The sequence below is a fragment of the Streptomyces sp. NBC_01384 genome (assembly GCF_045040035.1).
Classification (GTDB): domain Bacteria; phylum Actinomycetota; class Actinomycetes; order Streptomycetales; family Streptomycetaceae; genus Streptomyces.
On record NZ_CP109559.1, the window covers coordinates 8,481,464 to 8,503,158 of the forward strand.

The window sequence follows — 21,695 nt, forward strand, 5'->3', positions numbered from 1 at the left end:
ATGCCCGAGACGCCGCCGCCCCCGGACACCGCCCCCGGCATCACCCTCACCCTCGGCCTGGACGAGACCAACCTGGTCCTCGAAGCGCTGGGCCAGCTGCCCTTCGCCCGCGTCTACCAGCTGATCGCCGCCATCCAGGAGCAGGCCCACAAGCAGCTCGCCAACCAACCGGCCGACGGGGGGACCCCGGCATGACGACCGCCGATCTCATCCTGCACTGGCACCTGGACGAGGTCCTCGCCGACGACGGCGTCATCGACGCCTCCGACAACCACCTCAACGGCACCCCCGAGGGCGCCCCCAAGAGCCTTCCCGACGAGCGCTTCGGCAGCTGCCTGGCACTGGACGGCGCGGCCGACGCCCTGACCCTGGCCCGGACCCCCAGGCTGGCGCTGACCGCCGGCTACACCGCCGAAGCCTGGATCAACCCCGGCCACTTCCCCGCCGACCGGGCCGGGATCGCCGCGACCACCGCCCAGGTCTTCACCCTCACCCTCGCCGCCGACGGCTCGGTGGACCACGTCAGCGCGGCCGGGGCCGCCACCGCGACCGCCCCGCCCGGCTCCGTACCGCCCGGCGCCTGGACGCACATCGCCGCCACCTCCGACGGGCAGGCGGTGCGGACGTACATCAACGGCACCCTCGTCACCGAACGCCCGCTGCCCACCGGCACCGCCCCCGGACCGGCCGCCGACGCCCTGGTCGCCGGGCGCTTCGCCCAGGGCCCCTCCGGCCACTACGACGGGCGCCTCGTCCACATCAGGGTCTACGACGGCCCGCTGACCGAGGCCGAGATCCGCCTCGACATGGCCGAGGACGAGGCGGAACTGGCCGCGTTCGTCCGCAGCCACCCGGTCGACTTCGAACTGGCCAACCAGGACCAGCACCCGGTCCTGTTCATCGACGACGGGCTCTCCGGCCAGCCGATGACGCTGACCGTGAGCAACACCTCCCGGCAGGAGATCACCCTCCGCCCGCTCACCGGTCCCGTCTCGGCCGACAACCACCACCTGGCGCTGCGGTTCCGCGCGCAGACCCTCGCCGCCACCCCCGAGCCGGTGCTGAGCGCCCCCGGCTGGCAGCTGCTGCGTTCCCCCGACACCAGCACCGGCGGCGACACCCTCTACTTCCTGTGCACCGCCCCCGCCACGCTCCGCCCCGGCGCCCGCCTCGCCCTGCCCCTGACGGGCATGAACGCCGACGGCCGCGGCGGCACCCGGGGCACCCGCGTCGAACTCGGCTACCAGCAGCTGTCCTTCACCGGCGAGACCGACGAACTGACCGGCTCCCGGCTGCAGTTCCTGGACATCGTCAACCACCTCGGCCGTACCGACATCCCTCTGCGCGCCGCCTTCTCCGGCGGCAACCGGGTGCTCAGCGACGGCTCCACGCCCAACACCCTGCGGCTGCGCATCGCCAACGCCTCCCACGACCAGCCCATCACCCTCACCGGCACCGGCGACGGGGCGGACGGCGCGTCCGCCGTCGTCGTAGCCCTCGACGTCGAGCACGCCGGCGAGTCCACGGACTGGGCCCTCCTCACGGCCGGCGCCGCGCCCGCCGCCACCCTCGCCGTCACGGGCACCTCGGATGCGGTCGCGCTTCCCCTCGGCGCATTTCCCCAGCCCGTACGGGAGATCGGCGCCCAGAGCCTCCAGTGGAAGCTGACCACGTCCCGTACGGTGACCGTGCCGCCCACGGGCTGGCTCGAACTGTCCCTGGGCGGCATCGTCGCGCCCGCCTCCCTGGGCCAGTCCCAGGTGTATGTCAGCTACGTCAACGTGCCCGGCTACGCCGACGCCTCCACCGCCGTCACCGTGGAGAAGTCACCCCTGCTCTTCGCCGGCCGGCGCGCCGGACTCGGCACCACGACCCCGCAGGCCAAGCTGCAGATCATCGACGCCCCCGGCCCCCCCTACACCGGCAGCCTCATCCTCGGCCCCACCGACGGCACCAACTCCAACCTGCGGATGGGCTACGACACCACCTACAGCTGGATCCAGTCGCACGGCATCAAGCCGCTGGCCCTCAACCCCATCGGCAACAACGTCGGCATCGGCACCACATCGCCACCCAACCCGCTCACCGTCTCGGCCGCCTCCGCCCACCTCCAACTGCGCCGCGACATCGTCAACGCGCCGGCCGGCAATCTGCTCTTCTTGGAACTCTTCCAGGCCCAGTCGACCACCCAGACCAACCCCAGCATCCGCTTCCACCAGTGGAACTCCTTCTGGCACCGCATCGAGGCCCGCCCCGAGGGCTTCCACCTCAAGACCGGCGACCTGACCAGCGACGCCCTGGTGGACCTCTACGCATCCACGCTCTTCGTCCAGCAACTGAACCTGGGCGGGCTGCTGCTGCGGCTGCACGACGCGGAGGTCCTCAACCAGCTGTCGTCCGGCGAACTGGAGGTGGAGCTGTACGACGTCCCGCACAGCCGGAGCGGGGGCACCTGGACACTGAGGCTGGTGGGGCAGTGACCGACACCGGGGGCATCGAGGGCGGCGGCAAACGCAAGCGTGAAGACGACAAGCCCAAGCGGGTGGGCGAACTCGATTCCGAGGAGGAGCTGGTCAAGCGCAGGGCGCTGGAGGCGGAGGAGAAAGAGATCGCGTCCATGGACGTGGAGAGTCTGACCGGGCCGCCGGGCGGGCCGCCGCGGGGTGGCGGGAACGGAAAGCTCTCCGTGATGTACCTCGACGCGGGCCAGGGCGACTGCACGCTGATCACCACGCCGGCCGGCCGGCACATCATGATCGACTGCGGGCATGACAACAAGAGCGCCGAGGTGGACTTCACCGGAGAGGAGACACCGCAGGAGCGGACCGCGGCCAAGGAGGCGGCGAACACGCGCCGCAAGCAAGTCCTGGAGGACGCCGTCAACGGGGCCGGATTCCTCAACGGCGGCACACACCTGGACCTTCTGGTCCTCACCCACCCGGACGACGACCACAACAACACCGTCGCCCAGGTCCTCGACCGCAAGACGATCGGCAGCGTCTATTTCAGCGGGAGGTTCGGCACGCATTTGCAGAACACCCAGGATCTGCTCAACACCGGCGGGACCATACAGTCCCCGCTCACCGACCCGAACAAGCCGGACGACGCGACGGATCCGACGTTCCTGGGAGCACCGAAGGCAGTGTTCTGCCGCTGGGCGGACCCCAAGGACAGGGCCAAGGGAACAGAAGTCAGGATCCAGATAGACAAGAAGGCAGGGGTCCTGAACGCTCCGGGACCCAAGGGGGTGGCCGTCGACGTCAAGGGCGACGCCGGCATCACGATCCTCGTCGAGGAGAACTGTACGGTGACCATCCTCGCCGGCAACGTCCAGCGGGACGACAAGGTGGTCATCGATGCGGACAAACTGACGATCGACGACGGTGACACCGTCGGCAAGAACTGCGGAAGCCTCGTCGTCCTCATCGAGGCGTTCGGAAAGAAGCTGCTCTTCTGCGGTGACGCCACCCGCAGCACCGAGCAGTTCCTGATCGCCCAGCACGGCGGCCGGCTCCGCGACACCGACTGGCTGCGGGTCGCCCACCACGGGGCCTCCGGGACATCCTCCATCCCGGCCTTCATCAGCACGGTGCGGCCGAAGAACGTGGTCATCAGCGCCGGGCGGCAGTACAGCTCCTTCAAACATCCCCGATGGCTGGCCGTCAAGCGCTATCTGACCTGGTTCACCACGGCCGCGGCCGCCGGCGACGTCCCCGTCGTCCTGTGGCGAGGTGACGGCAAGGCAGAGGTCGCGTCGCCGCCACCGGCCGACCGGTCGGACCAGGTCAAGGTGGGCATGCGGAGCCTGACCCCGGTCGCCGACCGCAACGGCTGCTTCACGGCGGTCGTCGGCTATCCCGTCCACTCGACCCCCAAGAGCATCACCGTCGACGTCAACGGCATCACCGAGGACACCGAGGACACCGAGGACACCGAGGACATCGGGGGGACCGACTGATGACGCTCACCCCCGGTCAACTGCGGGCCGCCGTCACCCTCACCGACCGCCGCCTCGACCTCGATCTGGCCGGGCTGCTGAGCGGTGGTATCGCGGTCTTCCTCGGCCGCTTCCTGTCCCAGGGCCGGTTGGTACTGCGCGACGCGGTCCGCACCGAGACCGCGAACGGCGTCGATGTCGTCGGCACCGGCGACGCCGCGCCCTTCACCGGTATGACCGTCACCGCCACGCTCACCGCGCAGGACACCGGCGTGGTGGCCGTGCTGGACGCCGAGCCCGGCGCCGACTGGTCGTTCGCCGACAGCTTTCCGGCCCTGGACGGCACCTTCTTCGACGGGCAGCGGTTCGAGAACCCCAGGCTGCACATCGACACCGCGGCCATCGCCGCCGCCGAGGCCGCCGAACCGGGCAACGGCTCCGCCTCCTTCACCGGCACCCTGGTGGTCGGCACCCGGCTCGCACTGCTCGACGTCCTCTTCCCGGGCGCCGACCACGCCCTGACCGGGACCGTACGGATGACCGCCGGTCTGCCCGGCAAGGACATCACCACATCGACCGTGCCGGACATCGCCATCGACGGCCCCGGCGGTGGCCGTGCCGACCTTGGTCTCTTCTCCGTCGAGCAGTTGCGGTACGCCATCTACGGCACCCCGCACTTCAACTACTACCTCGTCGACTTCGACGTGCCGTCGTACCTCCAGGTCATCGGCGCGATCCCGTTCACCACCGGTTCCGGGCCGCACACGGTCGTGCTGGCCATGGAAGTGGCCGGTGACGGTTCCCGGATCCGGCTGCGCGCCGACTTCCGTGACGTCGGACCCATCAGTCTCGCCGATGTGGCCGCCCTGACCGGCCCCGCCCGGCTGGCCGTGCCGTTCGACTTCGACATCACCTCACCGGTGGTCCTGACCGACCTGGTCCTGCTGCTCACCCCGGGCGCGTCCGAGCTCGTCGACACGGTGGGCGTGGTACTCCAGACACAGGAACAGTGGCCGCTGGTCCCCGGCGTGGTGACGCTGGAGGAGATCGACGTCGCCTTCACCGTCAGCCGGCCGCTGTCCGCCCGGCGGCAGCTGACCGGCAGCGTCCGCGGACTGGTCGCCGTCGGCCAGTACGGCACCCTGGAGATCGGTGCCGTCTTCGAGACCCGTACGCTCTCCGGCCGGCTCCGCGACGGCGACCCGCCGCTGCACATGCGGGAGATCTTCGGGCAGTTCATCGGCGGCGCCGCCGATCACATCCCGGACATCGCCGTCAGCGACTTCTACTTCTCCCTGACGCTCCCCGACACCGCCGCCGGGCAGCAGCTCGCCTACGAGGGGCGCATCGAACTCGACGCCGACTGGACGATCAGCGACGAACTGGTACTGACCGAGGTCGCCTTCCTCCTGGACCACCAGGAGTCAGGCACCACCGTCAGCGCACTGACCAAGTTCTCCGCGGGCGGGATACCGATCACGGTCACCGCCGACTACGACCCGGCCCCCGCCAAGGGCTGGACCTTCGCCGGGGAGACCGGCTCGGGCATCGCCATTCCCATCGGCGGCATCGCCGCGGACCTCGCCCGGACCTACGCCGGGCTCGCCCTGCCCGCCCCCCTCGCCGGACTCACCGTCTCCAACCTAGGCGTGCGCTTCACCACCGGCACCAAGGCCCTGTTCGTCACCGCCGAAGTCACCCTCCCCGTCGACCGGTCGACCGAACTCGACCTCACCGTCACCATAGACACCGCCGAACGGCGCTACAGCGGCGACTTCACCGTCACCGTGGACGGCACCGCCTACGCCTTCACGGTCCGGTTCGCCGACAGCCCCGACGCCCAGCGGTTCGTCGCCACCTACCGGCACGGCCCCGGCCCGGCGCCCACGCTGAAACGGCTGGTCGGGGCACTGTCGCCGTCCGCCGCCCAGTACATACCCGACGGCGTCACCGTCGATCTCAAGGACGCCCTGTTCGCCTTCGACAAGGCCGGGCTCACCGGCGTCTACGTTCTCGGCGCCGACCTGGCCGTCACCGTCGACCTGGCGAACCTGCCCCTGGTCGGCGAGCGGTTCGCCGGCGGCGGTGGGACCTTCGGGGTGGACCCGCTGCGGCTGCTGGCCGTGTCGGGGCCGCTGGCCGCGGCCGAAGCGGCCGGGCTGAACACCCTGCTCCCGGCGGAGGTGGCCCCGCTGCCCGCGGCCGCGGACCTGGCGGCCGGGTTCACCGCCGACGCGGTGCTGAAGCTGGGCGAGATCACCCAGCCGCTGAGCCTGCCCGCGCCGGGAACCGGTCAGCCCCAGACCCTCGCCGCCGCCCCCGGGCAGCCGAAGGCGACCGACGACAACGTGGTCTGGTACAAGGTGCAGCGCACCTTCGGACCGGTCACCTTCCAGCGGGTCGGCTTCGCCTACCAGCGCCCGCCCGGCGGCTCCGCCAAGCTGGCGTTCCTGCTGGACGCCTCGCTGAACGTGGCCGGGCTGGCACTGACCCTCGACGGCCTCGCGATCGGCATCGACCTCGCCGACCCGGCCCGGGGGCCGCAGTTCGAGCTGCGCGGGCTCGGGGTGTCGTACAGCTCGGGCGAGGTGGAGATCAGCGGCGCGTTCCTGACCGACACCATCGCCTACCAGGGCCGCGAGCTGCCCGCCTACAGTGGCAAGGCGGTGCTGCGGACCAAGACCTTCTCACTGGGCGCGCTGGGCTCGTACGTCCAACTGCCCGAAGGCCCCTCGCTGTTCGTGTACGCCTTCCTGGACTACCCGATCGGCGGGCCGCCGGTCTTCTTCGTCCAGGGACTGGCCGCCGGGTTCGGCTACAACCGGCGCTTCATCGCCCCGGACGTGGCCGCTGTCGCGACCTTCCCGCTGGTCGCCGAGGCCGCCGGGACACAGGCCCCGGGGGCGCTCGCCGACGAACTGCGGGCGCTGCAGGACTATCTGCCGCCGTCGCCGGGCGACTTCTTCCTGGCGATCGGCGTGCACTTCAGCTCGTTCCGGATGATCGACTCGGTGCTGCTGCTGTCGGTGGGCTTCGGGCACCGCTTCGAGGTCGACCTGCTGGGGCTGTCCACCCTGGTGCTGCCGTCCCCGGACGCGGTCAAGGCCGGGGCGACACCGCTGGCGCAGGTGCAGTTGGCGCTGCGCGCCACCTTCGTGCCCGACGAGGGGTACTTCGCGCTGCGGGCCCAGCTGACCGAGAACTCCTATCTGCTGTCCCGGGACTGCCGGCTGACCGGCGGTTTCGCGTTCCAGGTGTGGTTCGGCGAGGACCACAACGGCGACTTCGTGCTCAGCGTCGGCGGCTACCACCCGCGCTTCACCGTCCCCGCCCACTACCCGGCGGTCCCCAGGCTGGGTTTCACCTGGCAGGTCACACCGCAACTGACGATGAAGGGGTCGGCGTACTTCGCGCTGACCCCGTCGGCCCTGATGGCGGGCGGCAGTTTCGGCGCGACCTGGCAGGACGGGTCGCTCAAGGCGTGGTTCAACGCGTCGATGGACTTCCTGATCGGCTGGAGCCCGTACCACTACCAGGCGGACTTCTGGGCGAGCATCGGGGCGTCGTACACCTTCAGCTTCTTCGGTACGCACACCGTCTCGGCCCAGGTCGGGGCCCAGGTGAGCCTGTGGGGACCGGAGTTCAGCGGGCGGGCCGCGATCGACATCGGCATCTGCTCCTTCACCCTGGCGTTCGGGGCGGGGGACCCGGCCGGGCCCCAGCCGATCGACTGGACGGCGTTCCGCAAAGCGTTCCTGCCGACAGCCGACGACGCCATGGTCACCGTGGTGCTCCAGGGCGGGGCGGCCGGCACCGGCGGAGCGCCCGCCAAGGGCGACCTGGGCAGCGTCAACCCGCTGGAGCTGGTGCTGAGCACCGACTCGGTCATCCCCAGCCATGACGCCTACCGGGGCCCGGAGCAGGGCGGCCAGGCGCTGGACACCACCGGTGCGGCGACCGCGTTCGGGATCGCGCCGCTGGGCCGGGGCCACAACCACCCGGTGGCGGCCAGCCAGCGCATCGAGATCCGCCGGGCCGACGGCAGCCGGGCCGACGACGGCTTCCGCTACCAGCCGGTGACCAAGAACCTTCCGGCGGCCATGTGGGGCGACCGGCTGCTGCCGGCCGTGACCGATCCGGCGCTGGTCGACGATCTGCTGACGGGTTACACGATCCGGCCGCTGCCGCCGGCCGAGCCGGCCACGGCACCGTATCTGCCGCGCGACGTGCTGCGCGCCGCCACGGCGCTGGACACCCAGCAGAACGCCTACCGCTGGCTGGACCGGCAGCCGTTCGTCCCTGACGGGCGGGACGCGGCGACCCGCCGCCAGGTGATCGCGGATTCCGTCACCGCCCCGGACACAGCGGCGGTGCGGTCGGCGGTGGCGGCGGCGGTGCTGACCGGTGCCACCGGTGACGACCCGCTGGATCTCGGGGGGTTCGACGCGGACGGGTTCCTGGTCGTACCTCAGGTGGGGGTGGAGCAGTGAGCACGACACCGCTGGACCGGACGCTGTTCGTCGACTACCAGGTGCCCTCGCTGGCCGCCGGGGACTACTCGATCAAGGTCACCCAGACCATCGGCGTCGACCCCAAGGCGTACACGGCGACCCGGACCTTCTCCGTCGCCGGGGAGCGGTTCGCGCTGCCGCCGGAGCTGGTCGGGGCCGTGTTCCCGCCGGACGGCAGCATCGGCGACCACAGCCATGTGCTGCCGCACCTGGTGCTCAGCCGCTCAAGCCTGCCGTGGGAGCGCGCTCCGCAGGCGGCGCGCGGCCAGGGCGCGCCGCTGCCGTGGCTGGCGTTGCTGCTGTTCGCCGGGGACGAACAGCCCGAGCCGCAGGTCATGCCCCTGTCGGCGGCGACGGGCACCGCAGACGCGTACTTTCCGGCACCCGCCGCGCTCCCGGCCGGTGACGACCCCAAGGTGACGGTCATCGACGTGCCCCGGGCGCTGCTGGCCGACCTGCTGCCGACCCGCGCCGAACTGCCCCTGCTGGCACACATCCGGCGCGGCGACGGGGACGTTCCCGACGGCGCGGTGGTGGTCGGCAAGCGGCTGCCGCCGGCCGGCACGTCCAGCACCGTGCATCTGGTCTCGCTGGAGGGGCGGTTCCCGGCGGGCGGCGACTTCGACCTCGGGCCGGGCGGGCCGGACTCCCTGGTCCGCCTGGTCTCGCTGGCCGACTGGCGGTTCGCCTGCCTCGACGAGGCGGAGACCTTCGGCAGGCTGGTGGCCGGGCTCACCGACTCCGGCAGCCCGCTGCGGCTGCCGGACAGCGGCGAGCAGCACGCCGACACGTTTCTGCGGCAGGGCTATGTCCCGGTGCGGCACCGGCTGCGCGGCGGTGGCCGGTCGGTGGCCTGGTACCGGGGCCCGTTCGCCATCGGCCCGGCCACCTCCGCCGACCCGGACCAGGGCCCGGCCCGGGCCGCCGACGAGCTGCTGCGCTACCACCCGGGCGTCGGCATGTTCGACGTCAGCCACGCCGCGGCCTGGGAGGCCGGACGGCTGCTGGCGCTGCGCAGCACGGGCTTCGCCGGGGCGCTGTACGAGTGGAAGCGCCGCCGCGACCAGGCCGAGAAGCGCACCGTGGCGGCCGCGCACCCCCTGGCGGTGGCGCAGATCGACGACGCGCTCCCGGCGGGCGTCACCGAGTGGCTGACGGGTCTCTGCCGGCTCGACGGTGTCCCCTTCGGTTATCTCGTCCCCGACGAGCGGCTGCTGCCGGTGGAGACGGTGCGCTTCTTCCACCTCGACCAGGAGTGGATGCGCCACCTGGTGGACGGCGCCTACAGCCTCGGCCGGGTGGGCACGGCCGACGCCGAGCTCGACGCCGCGCATCCGCTGCCGTTGGACTATCCCCTGGTCACCGGTGCGCTGATCCGCTCGGACGTGGTCTCCGGCTATCCGGGGCTGCTGGTCGACGGCTATGCCGACCCGGCCGGGGCGCGGCTGCTGACGCCGGTGCGGGTGGAGCGCCTGGCGCCGAGCGTCCTGCTGTGCCTGTACCGGGGTGACCTGGGCCGTCTCGACATCCACCAGCAGCCGGAATCCCTGCACTTCGGGGTCGAACCGCAGCCCGGGGGCAGCTTCACCAAGCGGCTGCGGGGCCTGGCCGACACCGCCCCCGACGCCGGTGAGCTGGCGCCCTTGCCGCTCGGCCCGCGCGGCACGGTGCCGGTGCGGCAACTGGCCGACGCGATGGCGGCGCGGCTGGGCGCGGACCCGGCGGCGTTCACGGCGGGGGCGCTGGCCCGGCAGATGACAGAGACGGGCGAGCGGGTCACGTTCCTGCGCGGCTGATCCGCCGGGGTACGCCCACGGGCCGCAGGTCCGGGGGTGGGTGCCGGGCCTCCGGCGTCGGCGCCCACCCCCGGCGGCCGAGCCGGGGCGGGGCCGGGAGTCCGGTTCCCGCCGGGATCCCGCCGCACGCTCCTCGCGCCCGGATTCCGGCTGTGACCTCCTGAGCACCCGGACCTCACCCCTGCGGCCCCGCCCCCCGGGCGTCCGCCGCCACCAGGCCCACGTCGACCGCGGACAGCGGAAGCGTCGGGTGCGTCAGGGCGGCCTCGGCGGCGGCGCGCAGCGGGAGCGGCAGCCGGCCGCACCGTTCGGCGAGGGCGGTGGCGCCGTGGCTGTCGGAGGCGACCCGGTCCCCGACGAGGATGCGCAGCAGGCGCAGCGCGTCGCCGGGCGGCAGCGGGCCGAGCCCGATGCGGTGCGCCCCGTGCCGGGCGACCAGGTCCGCGAGGCGGCCCCGGCCGGTGGCGAGCACGGGGCAGCGCGGGGTGCCGGGGAGCAGCGGCCGTATCTGGTCCGCCGACGCGATGTCGTCCAGCACCACCAGAACGCGGCGCCCGGCAAGCAGGGTGCGGTAGCGGGCGGCCCGCTCGTCCGGCGCCTGGGGCATGTCGTTGCCGGGTACGCCGAGGGCGCGCAGGAAGGCGGCGAGTATGTCGGTGGTGGACGGGCCTGCGCCGGGTAAGGAGCCGCGCAGGTCGGCGTAGAGCTGCCCGTCGGGGAAGACGTCGCGTACCCGGTGGCCCCAGTGCACGGCCAGGGCGGTCTTGCCGACTCCGGCGGGGCCGGACAGGAGGCAGATCGCGGTGGCGGCGGCCAGGTGGTCGTCCAGGGTCCGCAGTTCGGTGTCGCGGCCGGTGAAGGCGGGCACGTCGGGCAGGAGCTGGGCGGGCACCGCGTTGGGGGCCGGGGCCGGCGGCGGTTGGGGAGGCAGGTCGGCCAGCGCCGTGACGACCAGGCGCCGGGTGTGTGCCCGTCCGACGCGCCCTGCCTCCAGGTTGCGTATCGTGCGCACCGACACGGCGGCCAGTGCGGCGAGTTCCTCCTGTGTCAGCAGGGCCGCCGCGCGGCGCGACCGGACCCACAAGGCGAATTCCTCGTCTCTCAAAACGGATTCCCCGGTGTCGAACAGCACCACGGAACCTCCCCGGAATCTCCCCGAAATCTCCCCTGGTCTGGTCCTGATCGTACGGACAAGACCCCGCCCCGCGCCCCTGGTTGGGGTGGGGTGCGGGGCGGGGCTTCCATGCCTTTGTCAGGCCTTTGCCGTTCAGTTGGTCGCCGACGAGCTTCCACACCGCCCCGGCTTCCTCTGCGGATGTCTGTCGTTGTCGAGGCGGAACGTGAAGTCGGGGAGTTTCCAATCAACGGCGGATCTGCCCTGATCACGGCGCCCGCTGCCACGCTCGAGCACGGCACCCGGCGCCTTCACCTCGCCGACGTCACCGCTCCCCCCCCACGGCCCGCGTGGACCGTTCAGAAGGCGTGGTTGACGGTGATCGTTCCGGGACGATGGCGGCCAGTCGCCTGTGACCGTCCAGAAGCCGTTCAGCGGACGACGTCGCTCGCCAGCTCCCACAGGCGCTCGGCGTTCTCCGGGTCCAGCGCGTAGGGGGCCACGCCGGGGACGCCCAGTCGGGTGGGCCGGGCGTGGACGAGAGGCGCCTCGTTGACGTCCTCGAAGTAGCGGCCACCGACGCCTTCGACCAGCGGGGAAGCGGCGAGGAACACGGTGGTCGCGGCGCCCTGCTCGATCGTCTTGCGGTAGGGCTCGGGGGTCCGCAGGCCTCCGGTGTGCCGCTGGAGGTTGGTGGCGATCGCACCGGGGTGCAGGGAGTTGGCCGTGATGCCGTCGCCGGACCAGCGGCGCTGCGCCTCGACGGCCAGGAGGACGGCGGCGGTCTTGGACTGGCCGTAGGCGACGAGCGCGTCGTACGGGCGGAAGCGGAAGTCGATGTCGTCGAAGACGACGGGAGAGAAGAGATGGCCGCTGGAGGAGACCGAGACCAGGCGCGCGCCGTCGCCGTCGGCGAGGGCGCGGTGCAGCCCCAGGGCCAGGGCGAAGTGCCCCAGGTAGTTGGTGGCGAACTGCTGCTCGTGGCCGCCGATGCCCCGCACGAGTTCCGGCGGCATCATGATGCCGGCGTTATTGATCAAAATGTGCAACGGACCCTGCCAGGCGGCAGTCAGCGCCCGCACCGACTCCAGGTCGGCCACGTCCAGGCGGGCGACGTGGATCGCCTCGTTCCCGGTGGCCTTGCGCAGGACAGCCGCGACCTGCTCGCCGGCTTCCGGACGGCGGACGGCGAGCGTGACCTCGGCGCCGTTGGCGGCCAGAGCGCGGGCGGTCTCGACGCCGATACCCGAGTTGGCTCCCGTGACGATCGCCCGCCTGCCTGACAGGTCGACGCCTTCGATCACCTCCGAGCCGGTGCTGTCGCGGCCGAACGGGGTCGTGAAGAGCTGTGACATGTGATGCATTCCTCCGGTCGTTCGCATTGCGCTGTCAGACTGCGCCGAACGCTGCGGGACGAGCAAGGACGGGTTGAGACTGGGACTGACAGGGCCACCCATGAGCCCGGAACGCGTCCGTACGCTGGAAACATGACAGCCACCGGTGACGCCAACGCACTGGGCCGGTATCTGCGCGCCCGCAGGGAACTGGTCCAGCCCGATGAAGCCTGGGATCACGGCAACCGGCGCGTCCCGGGGCTGCGCCGGGAGGAGGTCGCCTTCCTCGCGGGGATCAGCTCCGATTACTACAACCGCTTGGAGCAGGGCCGCGACAGGAACCCCTCGGAGCAGGTCCTGCACAGCATCGCCCGCGCCCTGCGACTGGACGAGGAGGCGACGACCTACCTGCTGGAGATCGCCACACGGAAGAGCCCGCGGCGCAAGCGGCCCCGCAAGCCGGAGCAGGTCAGCGACGGCATGCGCACGCTCATCGACTCCTGGCCACTCACCCCGGCGTACATCCACGGCACATACATGGACGTCCTGGCCGCCAACAGCCTCGCCATCGCGCTCTCACCGTTCAACGCGCCGGGGCACAACGGCATTCTGGCCGCGTTCCTGGAACCAGAGATGCGGGAACTCCATCAGGACTGGGAAGACATGACCGCCCGGGTCGTCCCGTACCTGCGCTCGGTTGTCGGCGCGAACATCGAAGACTCGCGCCTTGTCGAGATCGTCGGAGAACTCTCCCTGCGCAGCGAGCGCTTCCGCACTCTCTGGGCCCGACAGGACGTCAAGCACAAGACCACTGGCACCAGCCTGCTTCATCACCCCCAGGCCGGCCCTCTGGAACTGCACTACGAAAAGCTGCTGGTCCCGGGCACTGACGGGCAAACGCTGATCACCTACCACGCACAGCCGGGCAGCGCCTCCGAAGAACGCCTGCGTCTGCTCGCCAGCATGAACGCCCCTGACCATGTCGGCGGTACACGGGCCGCGGCCGACCAAACCCGAACGCCCGGACGCACCATGCCTTGACATGCTCCCCGGAAATCCGGGACCTCAAGGACTGCAATCACGGTCATGGGGGTCTGGCCTGGCCCGCGCAACACTGCGTCGTCGGACTTTCGTTCCGCTCCCCGGCCCGGTCGCCAACGCACGCGCCGTTCTTCCTCACGCTGGACGAGCTGGTTGCCGCCTCGCGCGGTCAGCCGTCCGCGCGGGCGGGCAGCCGCCATCCCAGGCGCGGGAAGTGGCAGGTGTAGCCGTCGGGGTAACGCTCCAGGTAGTCCTGGTGCTCGGGCTCGGCCTCCCAGAAGGGGCCGACCGGCTCGACCTCGGTGACGACCTTGCCGGGCCATAGTCCGGAGGCGTCCACATCCGCGATGGTGTCCTCGGCGATCCGCTTCTGCTCGTCATCCACGTAGTAGATCGCAGAGCGGTAGCTGAGACCGATGTCGTTGCCTTGGCGGTTCTTGGTGCTCGGGTCGTGGATCTGGAAGAAGAGCTCCAAGATCGCGCGGAAGTCGGTCTTCTCGGGGTCGAAAAGGATCTCAATGGCCTCTGCGTGGGTGCCGTGGTTACGGTACGTCGCGTTCGGCACGTCACCCCCGGTGTATCCGACCCGGGTCGCTGTCACGCCCGGGAGCCGGCGGATCAGGTCCTGCATCCCCCAGAAGCATCCGCCCGCCAGTACGGCCCTCTGCGTCTGCGCTGCCATTTCGGCCCCTCCAATGTCTGTCGCCTCGGTCATTCGGGCTGCTCGGCTCGCACACTGCCGGCATCCCATGCCCTCTGGCTTCATCAGCGCGTGAGGGTTCCAAACAATTCCGTCCCCGCCCAATGGGCCCCACGGTCGCCGGCCGCCGCGCGGACGGCTTGTCGGCGACCCCGGCTGTCATGCCCGACCTCCAAGCGTCGGCGCAGGACCTGGAGCACGGCGACCGCATGGCGTTCCGTCCGCGACCGGTGGTCGCGCGGCGCCTGACTGGTCCGGCACCGCATATTCGGGAGGCCCGCTCGGGTCACCGCGGATGCGGCGAAGCACCACGGCGCGCAGCTGAGCACATTGAGGAGTTGCAACGCCTAGGCATACTCCGGACTTTTAGACCTTGAACGGGTAAGCGATGTTCTCTGAGCGCTCCCCGGTCGGTCGCGGCCGAAGAAGTCAGGGGCCCTCGAGTCCGAAATCCCGTTGTCCGATCGCCACGTGCATGTCGAGGATCGACTGTCGGATTTCAGGGCCGCGTTCCTGCCTGTCCTTGCCGTCGGCTGTCTGCCGACCGGAAGCCGCCCGCAGGCCGTTGCGGCTGATCGACCCGTATGCGCGGCTGAAAGGCAGGCCGGCGTTGTCCGCCAGGGCCGGGCTGCCGCACGTGCAACTCGGTGTGCGGCAGCCCGCGATGTCAGCTGGGGAGATCGACGTGCCATGCGTCGTGGAACCGGACGTCGCACTCCATGGGCGGCGGCATCACCCCCGGGGCCGGATCCGGATCCGGCCCCGCGCGATAGGTGTCGGCGATTTCACTGGCGGTCAGTGGTTGGAGACGGCCATCGGCGAGTAGCCAGCCGCGCACCTCCTTGACCGGGAGTGGAACGCTGCGGCCGGGGAGGCGTACGGTCTCGTCGGTGAACGTGCGCAGGATGACGCCGGCTTGCTGGTCGCTCTCGAGTAGCACACACAGCGCTGCCACCACGTTCGGCAACTCGATCTCCAGGGAGCCACTCTCTTGATCGGTTTCGATCCCCGTGCTCATCTCGTTGACGTGCAGGATGTGAAGGCTGCGGCCCGAGGCCATCGGCTCGATCAACGCGGAAACCACCGCATGGACCCGAGCCGCCGGGACGGCCTGCGCGAGGCCGAAGAGCGCCAGCCGCCGTGCTCGCTCCACGGACGCGTGGCGGCCCGGTTCGAGCGGGATGTCGCGCCAGCCCCAGAAGGCGCCGGCTGCGGTCAGTACCGTCTCTCGGACGAGGCCTGGAGGTGGCGCTGAACTGCCGTCGTTGTGCGGAAGGTGCTCGGAGCAGCAGGCGTAGCCGTCACACTTGGTGATGCGTGACGGGCGGACCTGTTGCGTTTTCTGACAACCGGCGAAGGTGCAAGTGACCGTCATCAGCCTGGATTTCGTCCGCTTTCCCATTTCTGCCCCTTGTGCTGTGTGTCGAATACCGGTGACAAGAACGGTATAGATGGCCACTGACAGTGACGGACTCGTGACGGCTGTGGCGGTCAGGCGAGGTCGATCAGGAGGTCTTCCGGGACTGCCTCCTCCTCGACGCGTACGCCGTGTTCGTCCAGGGCCTCGGCGAGTGCCGGGTCCCAGGGGGGAGGCGGCAGGGGTGCCGGCCAGGGGTGGGGCGGCAGTGGCGGCCCGTGCTGCCGCGCGGTAGTCGGTGGCGGTGAAGCGCCAGGGGTGCCACGGGACGCGGCGGAGCGGGGAGATCGCGATCCGCAGCCCGCCCCAGTCGCAGTCGCCGTGGTAGAGGTGGAGCGCGCCCTGGGAGTGGAGGTGGCGTTGAAGATCAGCAGTCGCCGGGCGGGGCGCAACTGCTCCGAGGCCGCACCGTGCGGGGCGAGGCAGCGGAAGCCCAAGAGCAGGCCGAGTACCGACAGGTCCGCCGCCGGAGCCACCAGAGGGGGGCCACCCAGTCCGGCACGCCGAGGCGCGGGGCCAGGGTCCAGACGTTGCCGAAGCCGAAGAGGAAGGTCAGGCGACGACGGTGGCCATGGTCGCGGTCACCGCGCGCAAGGTACGGCCCTGCTCCAACATCCGTTGGGGTGAGCTTCGAGGTCCCCCTTGTCCTGGTGGCCGTCGCGGCGCACCATCCGGCGTAGCGGGCTCGAACCGCCCTCGGTCAGCGCGCGGGGCCGTCTGAATCTCCAGGTCCGCGCGCAGGACAACCGGTTGGGGATTTGGTTCAAGTCCCCCCTCGGGCACTACCTTTACACACGGATGGTGCTGGTCGACTTGCGGCCAGCACCATCCGTTTTTCGTGGTCGTCGGTCAGGATCTGTCGGGCGACGGCCCGGCGCGGGTCCGGATCGAACTGTGTCCGCTCCAGCGTGATGAGTGAGTGCTGCACGAGGCGCATTCACCGAGAAAAGCTGCTCAGGCAGCTGGATCAGCGGCTGAACCATGCCTCCTACCCACCTTGACGCCGATCCCGTATGCGTGCGAGCGCCGGGCCCTCTCCGTGTTCAGCGAAGGGTGGCCTTTTCCGGGGCGATCACCTGGTCGACCATGCGTTGGATCTGTTCGGTGGGGAGGGCTACGGCCATGGCCCAGTAGTAGATGGCCAGGCTGAACGCCGCTACCACCAGCATGTCCCACCACAGGGGGAACCACGGGTGCTCGAGCGGGCCGAAGTCGCTGGCGTAGACGATGAGGCCCATGCCGACCAGGTAGGCGGGGAGCCACTGGGCGGCACGCATGTCGAGTTGGGGCGTGATCGGGTTCATCTTGAACACGCGGTTGGCGATGAGGATGACGTAGCCGATGAGGATCGCGACGCCCAGCTTCCAGTCCGTCGTCCATCCCGACCAAAGGATGATGAGGTTGGCGACGACGAAGGCCAGCGGGGACATCCAGACGCCGCCGGGCAACCGGTACGGGCGGTCGGTGTCCGGGAGGCGGCGGCGGAAGACACCGAAGGACAGGGGCGCGCCGGCGTACATCAGCACACTGGCGCTGGTGATCAGCCCCACCAGCGAGCGCCAGCTCGGGAACGGCAGGAAGCAGACGCAGCCGACGACGAAGGCGGCGATGAGCCCGACCCACGGCACCCCGTTCCGGTTGGTCGCTTCGAAGGCCGACGGCACATAGCCGTTGCGGCTGAGTCCGTAGGAGACCCGCGAGGAACCGGTGATGTAGATGAGGCCGGTGCCGGCGGGAGAGACCACCGCGTCGAGGTAGAGGATCGTGGCCAGCCAGCCCAGGCTGATGAGCGTGGCGACCTGCGCGAACGGACCGGTCAGTGTGTTGAAGGCGGCGGTGGCCCAGGTGCCCTGAATCTGCGAAGGGGGAAGCGCGGCGAGGAACACGACCTGAAGCAGGATGTAGATGATCGCGCCGATCACGATGGAGCCGATCACCGCGCGCGGGATGTCGCGTTTCGGGTCGGCGCTCTCACCGGCCAGCTGGTCGGCCTGTTCGAAACCCAGCAGCGCGAAGATGATGCCGCCGGTGGAGACCGCGGAGAGGATGCCCTTCGCGCCGTAGGGGGCGAACCCGTCGGCGGCGGTGAAGTTTCCGGCGTGGAACTGGGCGATGGCGAACACGAAGATCGTCAGCAGCGGGACACTGACCTTCCACCAGGTCGCCGCGCTGTTGGTGCGCGCCAGCAGGCGGATGCTCAGGAAGTTGATGGCGGTGATCACCGCCATCAGCCCGACTGCGACGGCGATCCCGGAAGCGGTCAGGAGGTGCTGGCCGCCCTGGGTCTTCAGCCAGCCGTTCGCCCAGGAGTAGTGCTGACCGTACGTGATCATCGCCAGCACCTCGATCGGCGCCACCGTGGCCGCCTGGAGCCAGGAGAACCAGCCGAACGACGCTCCCGCGGCACCGCCGAACGCGTAGTGCGGGAAACGGGCCGTGCCGCCGGACACCGGATACATCCCGCCTAGTTCGGCATGCACCAACCCCAGGATGAGGATCGCGACGCCTCCGACTCCCCAGGAGATGATCGCGGCCGGGCCGGCCACCGCCAGCGCGCCGGGCGCGCCGAACAGCCAGCCGGATCCGATGATCGACCCCTCCGAAGCCCAGATCAGCCCGATGAATCCGACTTCTCGCCGCAGGCCGGGATGCCCGGCGTGCGTGGCGGGTGCCGCTTCGGAAGTACCCATGGCCTTCACCCCTCCATTGGAGGTGATGCATATCGCAAGGTCTTGGCGTTGATATTTTATCTTTATAGTGATATTGAATCGAGGCTGGGAATCGCCCCAATTGGATGCCTATGCGGTGGTCGGCAGGTTCAGGTCGCGATTGATGGCGTGGGCGGCACCCTCGACGGTCGCGACGCCCTCGCCCATCGTTCGGCTGCCCTGCGAGAGCACGGCCATTCCGTAGTCGTGACCGCCATCGGTGAACACGCCGACGCTGTGCACCCGCCAGCCGTTGGTCGTACGCGGCAGCCAGCCGTTCTTGACCTGGACGGTCGCGGTCGCGGGCGCCCCGGCCGGTGCGCCCCAGCGCTGTTGGGGCACGACTCGGTTCATCAGACGGAGGGCGTAGGTGCGGGCGTCCCGGTCGAGCACCGAGTTGTCCGAGGTGAGCAGTCGGAGCAGCTTCAGCTGGTCGCCGGCCGTGACCTGGGTGTGTCCCCAGTAGCCCTTGGGGCCGGGGACGGTGTCGCGCATTCCGGCCACGGTCAGGAAATGCTGGATGCCGACGGGGCCGATCTGGTGCCACAGGACGTTCGTCGAGTCGTTGTCCGACTTGGTGATCATCGCGGTGGTCAGTTCCATCTCGCGAGGGGTCAAGCCGCGGTGCTGCTCCATGGTTTGGCGCAGCAGTGCCCCCAATATCGTGACCTTGACCACGCTCGCCGAGTCGAAGGCGGCATCGGCCCGGAACGTGCACGAGGTCGCCGTGGTGCGGTCGTACAGGGCGAGCGCCGAGGTGCCGGCGCGCCCGCGGAGGGCGCCGGCGATGTCCTGCGAAAGCCGGTCCGCCAGCCCTGGCCGCTGTGAGGCGCACTTCACCTGCGAGCCGCCGACTGTGGCGGTGGCGTCGGCGGTGCTCGCCTGGGCCGGGGCGGCGGCGGAGAGCGCCGCGAGCACTGCCCCGGCGGCCGCGGTCGCGGCCAGTCCACGCCGCGTGCGGCGCAGCGTGTGCATTTCCGGCATGAAGGTTCCCTGCTCTGTGTCTGCGGTCACATCGGCCGTCCACTCGCAGGCACGTTCCGATTCCCGAACGACGGCGACGCTACAGGGGCGGAGAAGGCGCCGGTGCACCGAAAATATCGGTATGTACTAATTGGGAGTTTTTTGGGCGTGTGACATTCATCAACCCATTCATCCCTGCCCCTCTGCGGGATGCCGAGGCGCGCGTACGTGGCGATCGTGATCGCGGACACGCCCGCCGCGCTGTCCGGCCCCGAGCCACCGAGGTGGCGTCGGTACGGGGCGCGTACGACTCCTGACCACGTGGACGTCACGCGTCCAGGGAAGCCGCAGAAGGATCCTTCGCCGCTGTTCGCCGGCGGCGCGGGGCGGGCTTCAGCAGGACGTAGCCCGCTGAGCCGGCGGCGAACGCCAGCCGGATCAGGCCACAGATATGAGCGGAGGGCACCAGCAGGGTGCTGCCGTACAGGGTGAGCAGGGCGATCCAGCTCCACCACGGTACGAGGCGACGCTGTCCGACCGCGTCCCACAAAAGGGTGCCCAGCAGGATCGAGGCGGTGTAGTACGTGTAGACACTCGGGTCGAGCGCGATGCGGGCGTCGGCGCCGAGCAGAACGACGGCCGGCCAGCGCCCTCTGAGGACCGCCAGTGTGCCGAGCCCAAGTCCCAGCAGTACCTGGGCCGGGCGGTCCCACCAGGGTGTGGTCGGCGCCAACACCCCCAGCCAGCGGAGTGCCGAAGCGGACTGATTGGCGATCGTGAATCTGGCGGCGGCCGCCGAACCGAGATGAGTGACGTAGAACGGCAGCCATGCGACGGCCACCAGGCCGACCGTCCAGAGCGCGGAATTCCGTCGTCGCGCGGCCGGCAGGGCGAGCAGCAGAGCCGTGAACGCCAACGCCCAGGGTTTCGAGTCCACCGCCAGGGCGAGCATGACGCCCACCGTGCGCCCGTGGCCCCGCACCAGGGCACGTACGGCCAGGGTGGTGAAGAACAGCGCGAGAACGTCGTCCAAGTGGGCGAAACGGACCGCTACTTCGACCCACATCGGGATGAAGGCCACGCCCGCCACCAGCACCCGTTGCTGGAGCCGGCGGTGGTTGAGTCCGGTGCCGCGGTTGTAGTCGGCCGCGCTACGGCCTACCAGGACCAGCATGTAGAGGCCGAGCCCAGACATCACCGCCTCCGCCAGCACCTCGGCCAGGTGGGGCGGCAGCGGGACGAACAGCGAGGCCGCCAGAAAGCTCACGGGTCCGATCTGCAGCTCGGGATGGTTGGCGTAGATGGCCAGACCACCGCCGGGCACGCCACCGAAGAGCAGTTCACCTCCGGTCCGCAAGTAGTGCCAGGAGATCCCGCCATGCCTCTGCACCATCAGGAACCAGAGCAACGTCCATGCCGCCAGCACGGCGATATGGGGCCGCACGCCGTTGCGTTCCTGCCGCGCGACCCAGGGGACGGCCCGTCCCTCCGCTCGCCCACCCGCTCGGCTCCGACTTTCCTCCGGGGCCTGCGCCGGTGTCGTTCCCACTTCGTTCTTCCGGCTCTCGTCCCACCTCACAAGGGCCTACCGCACCAACTGACCGACGACGTTCCGGTCCGGCGCGCACCGGTTCCCCACTGGAAGATCCGCGCCTTCCATCAACACCCCTTGTCGTTCTGTCGCCTGCTTCACAGAGCGTGGGCGGTTTCCCCGCGGGCTCCGGCGCTCGGCCGCTCAGTGCCTGTCGCCGGGGCAACCCGCACCCGCCGGCGACGAGATGGGCCAGTTCCGTCGATCACCCTAGGCACACATTCGGGCGAACCACGTAACGCTGGGGAAACACACACCCCACTCTCACCAGCCGTACCTTCCACCGGGACGGTCGGGTGCGAGACGCGCCATGGCGGCGACCGTGGGGCGGTTCGGCGGCCGCTGTGGGTGCGCTACCATGGATCTTGAGCAGCCCGCCGGAACTCTCGGCGGTAGGCCTCGCGTTGGTGGTCCAAGGAAAGACGTCCCGCTTCCTGCGGGGAGATGCAGGTGCAAGGCCTGCCCGGCGCTCCACACAGCCCCGCCTCCGATACTTTGGAGGCGGGGCTTGCTTCTGGGCAGCCTCGTTGACCCCTCACGGCACCGAAGCCATCCTGGCCGCCGTCGTCAACTCGCCCCTCGA

General features: G+C 70.4%; 13 protein-coding genes and 1 pseudogene. 6 read left to right on the forward strand and 8 right to left on the reverse strand.

What is annotated here, in order from left to right; genetic code table 11:
• Genes OG747_RS39005 through OG747_RS39025 form a run of 5 tightly spaced genes read left to right on the forward strand, consistent with a single transcriptional unit; the run spans position 1 to position 10,244 of the window.
• Positions 1-195, forward strand: coding sequence for a hypothetical protein (locus tag OG747_RS39005; RefSeq protein WP_405884059.1), 195 nt, complete (start codon positions 1-3; stop codon positions 193-195).
• The gene (locus OG747_RS39010) at positions 192-2,480 is read left to right on the forward strand and encodes a LamG domain-containing protein (RefSeq protein ID WP_405884060.1); all 2,289 of its coding nucleotides are present in this window, start codon (positions 192-194) and stop codon (positions 2,478-2,480) included. Before OG747_RS39005 ends, OG747_RS39010 begins: the two co-directional genes overlap by 4 nt.
• Positions 2,477-3,958: a ComEC/Rec2 family competence protein gene (locus tag OG747_RS39015; protein WP_405884061.1), complete on the forward strand. Its 1,482-nt coding sequence runs from the start codon at positions 2,477-2,479 to the stop codon at positions 3,956-3,958. The genes OG747_RS39010 and OG747_RS39015 overlap by 4 nt, the downstream gene beginning before the upstream one ends.
• Positions 3,958-8,427, forward strand: coding sequence for a DUF6603 domain-containing protein (locus OG747_RS39020; protein WP_405884062.1), 4,470 nt, complete (start codon positions 3,958-3,960; stop codon positions 8,425-8,427). Before OG747_RS39015 ends, OG747_RS39020 begins: the two co-directional genes overlap by 1 nt.
• Positions 8,424-10,244, forward strand: coding sequence for a hypothetical protein (locus OG747_RS39025; protein ID WP_405884063.1), 1,821 nt, complete (start codon positions 8,424-8,426; stop codon positions 10,242-10,244). The genes OG747_RS39020 and OG747_RS39025 overlap by 4 nt, the downstream gene beginning before the upstream one ends.
• A 175-nt stretch (positions 10,245-10,419) precedes the next feature.
• Here the strand turns inward: OG747_RS39025 and OG747_RS39030 are convergent, their stop codons facing one another.
• Complete coding sequence (locus OG747_RS39030) at positions 10,420-11,379, reverse strand: NB-ARC domain-containing protein (protein ID WP_405884064.1); 960 nt, start codon at positions 11,377-11,379, stop codon at positions 10,420-10,422.
• Between the two features lie 410 nt (positions 11,380-11,789).
• A complete protein-coding gene (locus OG747_RS39035; protein ID WP_405884066.1) occupies positions 11,790-12,713 on the reverse strand; it encodes an SDR family NAD(P)-dependent oxidoreductase in 924 nt (307 codons plus the stop codon).
• A gap of 132 nt (positions 12,714-12,845) precedes the next feature.
• Between OG747_RS39035 and OG747_RS39040 the strand changes: the two genes are divergently transcribed.
• Positions 12,846-13,733, forward strand: a complete 888-nt coding sequence (locus OG747_RS39040) for a helix-turn-helix transcriptional regulator (protein WP_405884067.1) — start codon at positions 12,846-12,848, stop codon at positions 13,731-13,733.
• Positions 13,734-13,902: 169 nt separating this feature from the next.
• On the opposite strand, the gene msrA is transcribed toward OG747_RS39040, so the two are convergent.
• The 6 genes and pseudogenes from msrA to OG747_RS39070 all read right to left on the reverse strand — a co-directional run bounded on the left by msrA (position 13,903) and on the right by OG747_RS39070 (position 20,965).
• Entirely contained in the window at positions 13,903-14,415 is a 513-nt protein-coding gene (gene msrA, locus OG747_RS39045; RefSeq protein ID WP_405884068.1) for a peptide-methionine (S)-S-oxide reductase MsrA, read from the reverse strand.
• A 685-nt stretch (positions 14,416-15,100) separates the two neighbouring features.
• Positions 15,101-15,892 carry a hypothetical protein gene (locus tag OG747_RS39050; protein ID WP_405884069.1) on the reverse strand — a complete coding sequence of 264 codons (792 nt, stop codon included), beginning with the start codon at positions 15,890-15,892 and terminating at the stop codon, positions 15,101-15,103.
• 186 nt (positions 15,893-16,078) lie between these two features.
• Positions 16,079-16,276 (reverse strand): annotated as a pseudogene (locus OG747_RS39055) (DUF2399 domain-containing protein); the annotation flags it as partial.
• A gap of 617 nt (positions 16,277-16,893) precedes the next feature.
• On the reverse strand, positions 16,894-18,540 hold the full coding sequence (locus OG747_RS39060) for an APC family permease (RefSeq protein WP_405884070.1): 1,647 nt from the start codon (positions 18,538-18,540) through the stop codon (positions 16,894-16,896).
• Positions 18,541-18,648: 108 nt separating this feature from the next.
• Positions 18,649-19,542, reverse strand: coding sequence for a serine hydrolase (locus tag OG747_RS39065; RefSeq protein ID WP_405884071.1), 894 nt, complete (start codon positions 19,540-19,542; stop codon positions 18,649-18,651).
• Between the two features lie 307 nt (positions 19,543-19,849).
• Positions 19,850-20,965 (reverse strand): hypothetical protein, encoded by a 1,116-nt coding sequence (locus OG747_RS39070; protein ID WP_405884072.1) that lies wholly within the window; start codon positions 20,963-20,965, stop codon positions 19,850-19,852.
• Between the last annotated feature and the right edge of the window lie 730 nt (positions 20,966-21,695).